Source organism: Streptomyces sp. NPDC024632 (genome assembly GCF_055559175.1).
In genome coordinates this window covers 1-11,355 of sequence record NZ_JBVHLD010000036.1, presented here as the reverse complement: position 1 = coordinate 11,355, position 11,355 = coordinate 1, and the positions used below count along the sequence as shown (strand labels likewise).

Sequence of the window (11,355 nt, the reverse complement as noted above, 5' to 3'; positions counted from 1 at the left end):
TCGGTCGTCGACGGCGCAGAGGACTCAGCAGGCGGGTCGGCAGGATAGAGGGCCACTCGAAGGACAAGATCACGATCTACAGCTGCCGTACTAGGACGGCCGGTGATCGGGACCTCTACTCCGCCATTCTCACGTCGATGAGTGCTGAGGCCGCCTTGCTCCGGCACGACTGGTACGCCCTGGCCCTGGCCGAGGCTGCAGTGGAGACCGCGAGGACCGGTGATGGACCGGTGCGTGAGGCGTTGGCGTCGGCGCTGAGTGAGCGGGCGGTCGCGAAGGCCAGGTCCGGAGATCGCGAGGGTGCCCTGGCCGACATCGCGGGTGCCCGTCAAGAACTGGGCGGCACGGCGGGAGCGGGAAGGCCCCTCACGGTCACGCCGCTCACTGCGCTCTTCTATCGTGCCGCAGCCGTGCACGGGGAACTACGGGACTACCCTGCGGCCGCCGCAGCCCTGCGCCAGGCGCTGCGCCACGGCAACGCCGGCAGGGGGAGGACGTATTCACTGATCCAGGCCCAACTGGCCGGTGTCCTTCTCCGAACCGGCAATGTAGATGCTGCATGCACTCATGCTGGTTTGTTTATGGAGCGCTATTCCGTATTCTGCTCTGCGCGCCTTAGGAGCTCCTTGGGCCAACTCCTAATTGACCTCTGTACGGCGTCGCATTTCCATCTTCTTTCGCTCCTTCGGCGTTCACCGCGGTCGGCCATCGAACGCCGACCAGGAGCGGTCAATTCATCATGAGATGAAAATGGACATAGGTCTATACCTCCCGGTGAAAAGTGGTCCTGGTCCCTCCGCCTGCAGAGCCTGAGTCGCCTGGATCTGATTGCCGCCGGTGCGACGCAGACGCGGTTATTGGCCGTAGTCGGACACGTCCCGGCGCGTCAGAAGTGGCCACACTCGAAGCGGTCACGGGATCCGTTCACCTCGGGGCGGCCGTGATGACGACCTGTGGGGAATAGCACCAGGTCAGGGCGCTGGCGCCGGAAACTCAATCTTTCCAAAACGGATAAAGTAGGCATGAGTTTCTATTCGCCCGTAATGATCAAACATGCAGGTCAGAGATCTGAATCATGCGAGATTGACAGTATCTACCTGGAGGCCGAAGATCACTTCACGGGAACCGGTGAAGACCGAGGCCAGAAGGGGGATCCTCCGGTCCGGCGAGGTGGCGGTGGCGCCCGGCGGTCATCCCGCCATATCCGCCATAGAACCTCCCGTGACCCGGGAGCGATTCGAGCGTAGAAGCCGAGCCCTCGGCTTTCCCGAAGGGCCAGTGCAGTATGTCGTTTGGCGTCCATGGGCAGTAACGGCCCATACGCGGTGGACTGTTGCCGCCGCCCGCGCATACGTTGATCGTCGCAGCGCAGGAATGCCCGCCAAGGGCTCAACGGGAGGCGACAGAGGGCGATTTCCAGACGACATGAGACCGACGTCCGGGAGCTACCAACTCCCAGACGCCGGGCCGGCACCCGAGGGCGCCGATTCACATCACGCGGGCGGCGGGGCTTTTGCACGAGAACCGCCGTACCGCGCTCCTACAAACACGGGAGTATTGCATGCACACCGCCGACGGCGAAAGCGAAGCCTGCCCAGACACCAGCCGGGCGCAGCGCCTGGCCGCCCAGCTCGCCGACATGATCCGCGGCGCGGCGACCCTGCGCGTCAGCCTTATCGCGCCGCTGGAGACCTGGCCCCACCCGCACGCCATCGCCAAGGACGCGACCGGAACGCCGATGGAGCTGAGCCGGACGACAGCGAAGGTCGCAGCCCGCTGGATCATGAGGGTGTGGCCGGAGACCGACTGGGCCGAGCCCCACACCTTCGACCTGGCCACCGCCACTCTCACCCGCAGCGACCTGGTCGCTGCCGTGCGGGGCCGCTGACGTGCCGCGAATCCGCGCCATCAAGCCCGAGACCTGGACGTCCGAGACGCTCGCCGAGGTCAGTATCCCCGCCATGGTGACCTTCCTGGCGATGACCAACATGGCCGACGACTGGGGCAGGCACAGGGACAACGCGGCGATCATCTTCGGCATCATCTGGCCGCTGCGCGCCGAGCACGGCGCCGTCCAGGTCGAGGACGACCTCACCCAGCTCGAAAACGCCGGGGCGATCTGCCGGTACACCGGCTGCGACGGCAAGCGGTACTTCCATTACCCGACCTGGTTCAAGCACCAGAAGATCGACACCCCCTCTCAGTCCCGGCTCCCTGCGTGCCCGAAGTGCGAGCCGCAGCGGTGTGGGGTCTGCAAGGGCCCCTGCACCGAGCGCGCCGAGGACTCTCCGAAGGCTCCCGGAGACCTCCCGGAAGATTCCCCGAACCCTCCGGGAACCCCCGAATTGCCCGATCAGCCCACGCCGACTCCTCCCGCCCCCGCCCAGAACGCTCCCGCGCCCGCACAGGAAATCGCCGACACCGCCGACAGCACTCACCGCGAGGCTGCTGACAAAGCCGCAGGTCAGGCCGGATTCGCCGAACCCTCCCCGAAGGCTCCCCAAAAGGTCGGGGAACCCTCGGGGTCCGGACCTAGGATCTTGGATCCTGGATCTTCTTTCCCTACGGGGCGCGATGCGCCCGACGCGGGCAGCGTCTCGGCGAACCAGCTCGTCGGGGAGTACGTCGCCTCGTGCGGCCAGCGCCCGCCGGAAGACGTGATCGGTCACCTGGGCCGGGTGATCAAAAAGCTCCTGGCAGAGGGCATCGACCCGGAGCACGTGCGGGCCGGTCTGCGGCGACGTGCCGAATCCACTGAGCTGTTACGGGGCTCGGAGATCCGCACCGCGGGTCACGAGGCCGTCGGCGTGCATCTGGGCCATCCGCTTGCCGACGAGCTGCTCGCTGACGAAGGGCAGATGACGGGCGATCTTCCGTACCCGCATCGGCTGGTGCTCCTGGGCCAGAGTCTGCACGATCCAGTTCGTCCACTTCGGTGCGATCAGGGTCAGCGCGTCCTCGATGCGCTGGGCGCGGGCGGCGTCGGGCTGCGAGGTGCCGGGCTGGGCGAGGGTGGACATGACGGACTGCAAGGGGATGAAGAAGTCTGAGAAAGGGGATGGTTCAACGGGCGCGTTCGGCGCGCAGTTGCTGGAGCACGCCCCCGAGGCGGCGGTTGCTGATGTGGATGCGGCGGTCGCGCAGGGCCTGGCGCAGCGCGTCGCGGGTGAGGCGGGGCATGTGGGCGGCAGCCTGACGGGCTGCCTCCATCACGTCCTGGTCTTCGGCAACGCGACCTGGCCGCTGTGGCAATGGGAGGCGGCCGGCAGCGGGCTGGTCGAGCAGCAGCCGGACGTCCAGCAGGTCCCACAGCGCTTCGGCCTGCGTCTGCTCCTGCTGCTCCACGCGCAGGAGTTCGGCGATGTAGGGGCGCAGACGGTCATCCCGGGGGTTGCCGTCGACGACGGCTTTCCGAACGGTGGTGCGCAGGGCGCGGTGCGTCGCGCGGCCCTGCTCGGCGGTCTGCTCCAGAGCGGTCAGGCGGCGCAAAACGATCGGCAGGACAGGGTCGGCGCAGCGGTGGTGGGCGATCTCGTCCCGAAGGTGCTCCAGCGGGCGGCCGTACCGGTGCTCGATCAGGCGGCGGGTGTGGAAGGCAGTGGTGGGCATGGGCGTTTCCTTCGTTCAGGTCAGCGGGAGCGGGTCGGGTTCGTGTGACCGGCGGGGCCGGCAGGAGGTGGTTCCGCCGGCGGCGTGGGGAGGGCGTTCGGGGTGCTGCGGCTGAGGGCGGCGGCGGTGCGCGGGTCCTGGGAGCATCCCGCGCGGAAGGCCGCCTCTCCGGAGGCGGTGACGACGAGCTGCTGGCCGAAGTTCAGCGACGTGCTCGTGTCCCGCTCGATCCAGCCCCGCTCCGTCATCGTCTCCACGGTCGCGGTGGAGATCCGTGCACCCGAGCCGGTCTCTACGCGCAGCCCGGACCGGAAGGCGCGCTCTTTCAGCAGCACCGCGCCGTGCTTGATCCTCTCCAGCGCGAGCAGCTCCTCGCGCGTGGGCAGTGGATCGACAGCCAGGTCCGAATCGGCCGCCGACTGGGCCGGTTGGGCGTTGTCACGGGAGCTGGGCTCGGGACCGGTACCGGGTGTGGCTGCTGCGTCATCGGCGGCCCGCAGAGCTTCTTGACCCAGTGGAGTCAGTGACAGGAGCTGTCCCTGGGTGGGTGTCGTGGAGGTGTCGATGTCGAGCAGGCCGTCGGAGAGCATCCGCTCGACGGTCTGCGCCCAGATCGGGACCAGGACGCCGGTGCCGTCGGAGAGGTACCGGTCCTGCTCGGACAGCGCGCTCTGCTTCAACCGCAGGCCGCCGTGCTCGACCGCCCGCAGGGCCTGAACCTGCCGGCCACCGGCAACGGCCCAGCCGTCGTCCCGGGCCGGTGCTTCCTTTGCCGTTCGTCCCGGAACAGGGCCGGGCCCCTCGGATGCCGGTTGGGCGACGTCGGGAAGCAGCCGCCGATAGCCGGCCACGGCCCGGACCAGCTGCTGGTAGGCCGTATCCCGGCGGGCTGCGAGGAGTTCGAGCTGCGGGCCGGTGGCGCTCAGCAGTCCGTACGAACCGCGCATCTGCGGTGCCTTGCCCCGGCTGATGGGTTCGAGGGTCTCGATCGCTGTCTTCGCGGCGCGGGTGAGGTCGGTGTGCAGGTCGTCGGCCTCGTGCGCGGCGGTGGCGACCAGCCTGCCCACGATGTCCAACGGGTGGCGGTCGCTGAGGTCCCAGGGGGCTTCGACACCGAGTTCGGCTGCGACCAGGTGCGCGCCGGGCCGGACGGCGGGGTCGTGGGAGTTCACCGGGCCGCCTCCATCCGGGTCAGCAGGGTGCGCACCAGCGTCGGCAGGCTGTCCGGGCCCTCGCCGATCCGTACCTGGCCGCCTGCGTCACCCACCACATACGCCGCGTCTTCGGCCAGGCCGCGGCGATCTCCGTGCAGGCGTCGGTGATCCGGGCCGCGGCCAGCAGCGACTGCGACAGCACCGCGACGTACTCGCTGGACGTCAACCCGGCTGTCTCGGCGGCGGCGCGGATGGCCGCCAGCTCCAGCACGCTGAACCCGGAACCCGCCTCGCTCATGCCGTTCTCCTGGGCCAGCAACGAGGCGGCTTCGGGCGGCGCGGTCGGGATGCCGACCTGGGTGCAGATCCGGTCGACGGAGTCAGTCAGCTCGCCGAGAGATTCGGCCAGCCAGCCCAGGGCGGCAGCGTAGGAAGCGAGCGCGAACAGCCCGGCAGGGGTGGCGGGCAGCGGCTCGTCCAGGAACTTTTCCAGCCGGTCGGTCAGCTCGCCGATGACGGCGGGCCCGGCGGACAGCGCGCCCAGGACGGGGTGGAGATAGGAACGGGCGGCCGGGGTGGGGTATTCGGCGGTCAGGACGCCGGAGATGCTGTGGGCGGCGCCGGTGAGCAGATCGGCCAGCTCGGTGCGGGACAGCGGGGTGCGGTCGGTGGTCATCGGGCGGCCTTCCGGGTGGGTGTGGATGGGGGCGTGTTGGTGGTGTAGGCGACCGAGGCGGTCGTCGAGTCGGGGGCGAGGCCGGTGGCGTGGGGGGAGCGGGAGTTGGCGGCGCGGATGCGGACTGCGGTCGCCGGGTCCGGGGGCGGGGTCTGGGTGCGGCCGGTGCGGTGCTGGGCGGTGCGGTAGACCGCGTAGTCCGCGCGGGGGCCGGCGGCGACCAGGTACACCTCGCGGTCGTGCTTCGAGGTGGCCGGTGCGGGCCGGAACTGGACGACCAGCCGATGAGAAGCCCAGTCGGATCCCACGCCGAGGATGACCTTGTGGAAGCCTTCGAGCCGGCCCTCCAGTCGCTTGGCGACCCGTTCGCCATTGACGAGGTCCTGCAGGTGCAGCAGCGCCTGGTCACGGATGGGTTCGGGCAGGTTGCGCAGGTCGGCGAGGGCGTCGGGGTGGGCGGCGAAGGCGCGCCGGGGCAAGCTCACAGCGGCCGCCTCCGGTTCACCGGCTGTCCGCCGAGCGCCGAGACCGGCTGTGGTGTGCGGCTGCCGGGTGTTCCGGGCGCGCTGCGGGCGCGGGCTGCCGAAACGCGCCGTACCGGCGGTTGTTCCGGCACGGGCGGCAGCGGTCCGGTCCGATCGGCCAGCCACGCGAGGGCAGACGCCGTGTCGGGGAAGGCTCCTTCGCGGAGCGTGGACGTCCGCTCTTCGAGGTCGCCCTGCTGCAGAAACACCCGGATCGGCACCTGGGCGGCGGCGCGGTCGCGGACCAGGATCCAGGCGTCGCAGGTGCCGTCGAGGTCCTCGTGGAAGACCTGGAGCAGGTCGTACCGCCCCGATACGGCGCGGATCTTGTCCTCGACGAGCGAGGTGGCGGTTTCGGCGGCCCGAGCGCGGTCGTTACCCGAGACGCTGACCGCTTTGAGCGGGGCGCCGCGGTCGGCGAGCCACCGCTGGGCGAAGGCGATCCCGGTATGGGACGCGGCCTCCAGGGTGAACGTCCCGTAGCCCGGGAAGCGGTGGAACGCGACGGTGTGGAACTGCGGTTTGGGGTCGTCCCAGGTCGCCGTGGTGTCGTACATCAGCGGGTAGCTGGCGGTGTCGGTCTGGTGGTCGACCACGGTGCTCAGCTCGGCCGCCGACAGACCGGCGAGGACCTGCCCGATGGACCGGTCGGCAGGGGAGTAGCCGGCGATACGGAAGCAGGGGGCGCTCACCGCGACCTCCCCGGACCCGGCTGATGCACCGCCCTGGTGGACGGCACGGGAAGGGTGTCGAGGCCGCAGGGCGCGGGGCGCCGGTGGAGCGGGCGAGCGCGACGCGCGTACGCAGGGCATCGGCGTCGAGGTGGCCTTCGGGCGCCGGTGGCAGCGGGGTGCTGCGGTCGTTCAGCCAGTCCCGGGCCGTGTCCTCGTCGGGGAAGGCGCCCTCGCGGGCGGTGTAGGTGAGCGCCTCCTCGTCGACCACTTCGAGGAAGACCCGGACCGGGTCCACGGCCGCGCCACTGTCCCGCACCAGGGTCCAGTTCTCACACGGGGCGGAGTCCCAGGTCCAGGTGTCGATGACGTCGTAGCGCTGCCCGCCCTCGCGGATCATCTGCTGCACCCGGAGGGTCTGTTCGTCGGCCGGCGCGACGAAGTCGCCGTCGATCATGGCGATCTGCTCGGGCGGGCAGCCGCGGGCGATCAGCCAGGCTTGAGCGAACGGCACGCTGGCGTGATATTCGCGTTCCAGAGTGAAGGTGCCCACGCTGAAGTCGCGTGCGACCTTGATCGCGGCGATCTGCGGCGCACCGGGCACGCCCCAGGTCGCGGAGGTGTCGTGGGCGACCACGTAGCTGTGGGACCGGTGCGGAGCGGTGTGGTGTTCGGCCAGGACGCGCAGGTCACCGCCCCACAGCAGGCGTTCTGCTTGCTCGGAGCCGAGGTCGGCAGGGTCGAGGTCGTCCAGCGCGAAGTCGAGTTCGGCGGTCACCGGTCACCGCCCGCTATCACAGGTGCCGGAGTGGCCAGCACACGGTGGCTCGGGCGGGCCGGGCTGGTGGTGCATGCCGCGAACGGACCGTCAGGGGCTCGCAGATGGAGCAGGGCGTGGTCGAGGTGGTCGCGGTGCCATGTCGAAGGACCGGACAGGCCCGCCTCGGCGTCGGTGAGCTGCTGCCAGGCAAGCCACAGGGCGTGGAGGCGGGCGACGGCCTCGGAGTGCTCGTACCACTTGGCGCACCACGGGCGGGTGGTGCTGATCTCCCGGCCGTAGACCGGCAACAGCAGGTGGTGCACCCAGCCGGCGAGCGCGGCCAGTTCGGTGGCGTACGCTTCGCCGCCCAGCGCGAGGATGAACACCCTGGCCGGACCGCTGTCCGGCGTGGCCTCGGCGGCCTCGGTGTTGTCGGCCGGTGCGTCAGGGGTGGGGGGTTCGGGTTCGGAACCGAGGCGATCGAGGATGACGCCGTGCTGGCGGACCTCGGCCATGGTCGCGGCCAGCGTGCTGGCCAGGTCGCCGAGGTTCTCGTCGGCGACGCGGAACGGCTCGGGCTCTGGTTCGGGGGCGGCCGTGGTGGGATCGGACATGACGCTTCCAGGGGGATGGGTGAGCAGGTCGGAGGCGGTGTGCGCGGAGGCGGGGTTCTTCTGGAAGCCACGGCGGTGCTCCTCGGTGAGGAAGTGAACATGGGGAACAGGATGCGGAGGATCAGCGATTTGGCCGGTCCGGGAAAAGGCGGTAATGCGGCTAGAGCGGTGATCAGCGGGGCAGCACCGGAAGGGTGGACTGAGCAACTGCATTGCTCAGTCGGTCTGTTGAGGGATGACGCCGTTGCCGAACACGGTGAGCTGGGCGGGACGGCCGAGTCCGGACGTGGCGGTCACCCCGCTCATTGGTAGGCCCTGCATGCGCTCAACGAACGCCGCACGCAGCCGCCCGGCCGCATTGCTAGGTGGCGGTGCGGGGCGGGTGATGGCGGCGCCGTACGGTTCCCACCGGCTGGTGGACGTGCTGTACACCGCGCGTGGCTGCTGCGGCCGGACGATGGACGCAGCCCACCCCTGTGCACAGAACTTCAAGAGAATCGTACTCGCGTGCGATTCCCGGATTGAGTGGGCTTATGCCGTGAAGAACGTCACCCCGGGCGATGACGCGGTCGAATCCTCGGTCGACACGCCAATTAGCGCTGCGACATGTTGGATTGGAGCACCATTGCTCTGTCGAAACCGCGGTGCATCGCGCGAAAGATCTTGAGGTGACCGAATGCCATCACTGTCACGCATCGCATTCGTTTGCCGGAGGACAACGTTCCACTGCCGGGCCCCTCCAGGATGTTTCAGGCGTGCCCGCCGACTGGTGCGGCACGGACTGTGACGGGGGTGGACTGCAAGTGCGGAAACGCATACTCGGACGCTGGGGCTCGGTGCTCGGCGTCGCGACCACGGGGGTGGTCATCGCGGCGGGTGCGCCGGCAGTGGCTGCCGCCCCGGATGTTCCGACGCAGGCTGTTGCGCTGGTGGACAGTGTGAAGCCGGTGCTGACGGCGAAGGTGTCGAGCCCGTCGGGCGGGCAGGTCACGGCGAAGTTCTTCGCGGGGACGTATGCCGCCGGCGGGGCGTGGGATCTGGTCAACGGCGGTACGGTGACGGTCGCGTCGGGCTCGGTCGCCCGGCTGACGCTGCCGGTGTCTATGCCGATCGGTACGGAGTTCGACTGGCAGGTGCAGGCCTGCCAAAGCGGCATCTGCTCGGCGTTGACGACGCTTCAGGACACGCATGTCTCGCCGATGCTGGGCGCGGGTGCACGGCCGGGTGCGACGCGGCTGTCGTTCTCCGCCGGCGACCATGTCTCGGCGCAGGTCGACGTGGGCTCGGGGAATGTACTGGTGTCCACCAGCGATCTGACGCTGCCCGGGATCAACGGCGATGTCGGTCTCGGCGCGTCGTACAATAGCGAGTCGGTGGGGTCCGGGTTCACCTCGACCTCGGCCGCCGCGGGGTACGGGTGGTTGCTGACGCCGTACGACGTCTCGCTGACGGTGTATGAGGAAGGGTCGGTGACCTACCGGGGCCGGGCCGGGTTGACGGGTCTGTTCGTGTCCACCGGCACCGGCTTCACCGCGCCGGGCGGCTTCAAGGCGGACCTGGTCAAGAACAGCGACGGCACCTACACGCTGACCGACCACTCCAGCCAGACCAAGCAGACCTTCGACTCCACCGGCAAACTCACCAAGATCACCGACCGCAACGGCAACACCACCACACTCGGCTACAGCGGCAGCCTGCCTGGCTCGATCGTGGCCACCCGCGGCACCACCAGCCAGCGCACCGGCGTATACGCCAACGCCTCCGGTCATGTGACGACGCTGAAGCAGACCGCCTCCGACGGCTCGGTCCGCACCGTCACCTACACCGTCAACAGCAGCGGCGACCTGGCCTCGGTGAAGGACACCCTTAACCGCACCACGTCCTTCGGCTACACCGCCCACCAACTGACGTCGATCACCAACCCCGGCGGCGGCATCACCAACTTCACCTACGGCGCCCGCGGGGTCACCTCCGTCACCCAGCACAACACCGCCGCCGGCTCCCCCGGCGACTCCGTCACCCGGCTGTCCTACCCGTCTGCCACGCAGACCCTGCTGGCCGCGCCGGACACCGACCAGACGCAGTCGGTTTCCACGGTTCCGCACACCACCTACGACCTCAGCGCAGACAACACCGCGCACGTCACCAAGGCCACCGACGCCGACGGCAACGTCCGGTCCAAGACGTACACCGCGAACTTCGACACCTCCACCAGCACCATCGGGTCCGGCAGCGGAGCCTCGACGACATCGAACGAGTACAACGCCAACGGCGGCGAGTCGCTGACCAAGACGACTTCCCCCACGGGTTCGTCGCAGTCCGCGCTCTACGGCAACACCGCTGCCGGGACGAAGTACCTGCCCTCGGCGTCCACCGACGCGCAGTCCAACAGCAGCTCCTACCACTACTCCGGTACCGGGCAGCGCGACCAGACCACTGACGCCAACGCCGCCACCGCCAAGGTGACCTACAACAACGACGGCACCGTCGCCACCTCCACCGACCCGGGCAACAGCACCAGCGCCACCTACGGCTACGACTCCGCCACCCACCAGGCCACCTCCGTCACCCCGGTGACCGGGGGGTCCCTGGGCGGCCAGACCTACAGCTACGACAAGTACGGACGCCTGGCCACGGCCAAGGACGGCCGGAACATCACCACCACCTACGCCTATGACGACGCCGACCGCATCACCTCGGTCACCTACTCCGACAGCACTCACGCCGTCGGGTACACCTACGACAGCTTCGGCCGGGTCCGGACCCGCACCGACGCCACCGGCACCACCACCTACACCTACGACGACCTCGGCCGCCTCGCCACCCGCACCGCCACCTCCGGCGGCGGCACCCTCACCTACGGATACGACAAGTCAGGCAACCTGGCCACCGTCACCGACGCCCGCGGCACCGCCACCTACAGCTACGACGACGCCAACCTGCTGACCCAGCTCATCACCGCGGCGCCGACCTCAACCCGAGTCCGGTTCGCCTACGACGACCACGGCCGCCGCACCGACACCTGGTACGGCACCGACACCAACCACACCATCTACAAGGCCCACGTCCACCAGGACTACGACGCCTCCGGCCGCCCCTCACGAGTCTGGGCCGACCAGGGCCCCGCCACCTCACCCACCCGCCAGTTCGACGTCACCTACTGCCGCACCGCAGGCGGCACACCCGGCACCACCTGCTCCACCGCCACCACCGACGACCGCAGCCTCCTGCAGTGGTCTAAGGACAACCTCTCGGGGAAAACGACGACCTACGGATACGACCCGGGCAACCGGCTGACGTCAGTGGCGACTTCGGGAGGTGGGACCACGTACAGCTACGGCTACGAC

General features: G+C 69.3%; 9 protein-coding genes. 2 read left to right on the top strand and 7 right to left on the bottom strand.

All coding sequences use genetic code 11. The annotated features are described in order from the left end of the window. Window positions 1–1,561: 1,561 nt before the first annotated feature. Complete coding sequence (locus ACZ37P_RS38300; protein ID WP_467351118.1) at window positions 1,562–1,888, top strand: transcriptional regulator; 327 nt, start codon at window positions 1,562–1,564, stop codon at window positions 1,886–1,888. A gap of 874 nt (window positions 1,889–2,762) precedes the next feature. Here ACZ37P_RS38300 and ACZ37P_RS38295 read toward each other — a convergent pair. The 7 genes from ACZ37P_RS38295 to ACZ37P_RS38265 all read right to left on the bottom strand — a co-directional run bounded on the left by ACZ37P_RS38295 (window position 2,763) and on the right by ACZ37P_RS38265 (window position 8,008). Then, the gene (locus ACZ37P_RS38295; protein WP_467351120.1) at window positions 2,763–2,885 is read right to left on the bottom strand and encodes a hypothetical protein; all 123 of its coding nucleotides are present in this window, start codon (window positions 2,883–2,885) and stop codon (window positions 2,763–2,765) included. Between the two features lie 178 nt (window positions 2,886–3,063). After that, window positions 3,064–3,609 carry a hypothetical protein gene (locus ACZ37P_RS38290; RefSeq protein WP_467351116.1) on the bottom strand — a complete coding sequence of 182 codons (546 nt, stop codon included), beginning with the start codon at window positions 3,607–3,609 and terminating at the stop codon, window positions 3,064–3,066. A gap of 20 nt (window positions 3,610–3,629) precedes the next feature. Beyond that, window positions 3,630–4,781, bottom strand: a complete 1,152-nt coding sequence (locus ACZ37P_RS38285; protein ID WP_467351114.1) for a hypothetical protein — start codon at window positions 4,779–4,781, stop codon at window positions 3,630–3,632. A gap of 19 nt (window positions 4,782–4,800) precedes the next feature. After that, on the bottom strand, window positions 4,801–5,439 hold the full coding sequence (locus ACZ37P_RS38280; protein WP_467351112.1) for a hypothetical protein: 639 nt from the start codon (window positions 5,437–5,439) through the stop codon (window positions 4,801–4,803). Continuing rightward, window positions 5,436–5,924: a hypothetical protein gene (locus ACZ37P_RS38275; RefSeq protein WP_467351110.1), complete on the bottom strand. Its 489-nt coding sequence runs from the start codon at window positions 5,922–5,924 to the stop codon at window positions 5,436–5,438. The genes ACZ37P_RS38280 and ACZ37P_RS38275 overlap by 4 nt, the downstream gene beginning before the upstream one ends. Then, a complete protein-coding gene (locus ACZ37P_RS38270; RefSeq protein WP_467351108.1) occupies window positions 5,921–6,655 on the bottom strand; it encodes a hypothetical protein in 735 nt (244 codons plus the stop codon). Before ACZ37P_RS38270 ends, ACZ37P_RS38275 begins: the two co-directional genes overlap by 4 nt. Before the next feature lie 753 nt (window positions 6,656–7,408). Continuing rightward, a complete protein-coding gene (locus ACZ37P_RS38265; RefSeq protein ID WP_467351106.1) occupies window positions 7,409–8,008 on the bottom strand; it encodes a DUF4913 domain-containing protein in 600 nt (199 codons plus the stop codon). A gap of 929 nt (window positions 8,009–8,937) precedes the next feature. Between ACZ37P_RS38265 and ACZ37P_RS38260 the strand changes: the two genes are divergently transcribed. Continuing rightward, window positions 8,938–11,355: RHS repeat domain-containing protein (locus ACZ37P_RS38260; RefSeq protein ID WP_467351104.1), on the top strand; the 2,418-nt coding region annotated here is incomplete at its 3' end.

Excerpts from the sequence above, each read along its gene's own strand:
- ACZ37P_RS38300 (WP_467351118.1), top strand. The coding sequence starts at position 1,562 with ATGCACACCGCCGACGGCGAAAGCGAAGCCTGCCCAGACACCAGCCGG.
- ACZ37P_RS38295 (WP_467351120.1), bottom strand. The coding sequence starts at position 2,885 with ATGCGGGTACGGAAGATCGCCCGTCATCTGCCCTTCGTCAGCGAGCAG.
- ACZ37P_RS38290 (WP_467351116.1), bottom strand. The coding sequence starts at position 3,609 with ATGCCCACCACTGCCTTCCACACCCGCCGCCTGATCGAGCACCGGTAC.
- ACZ37P_RS38280 (WP_467351112.1), bottom strand. The coding sequence starts at position 5,439 with ATGACCACCGACCGCACCCCGCTGTCCCGCACCGAGCTGGCCGATCTG.
- ACZ37P_RS38265 (WP_467351106.1), bottom strand. The coding sequence starts at position 8,008 with ATGTCCGATCCCACCACGGCCGCCCCCGAACCAGAGCCCGAGCCGTTC.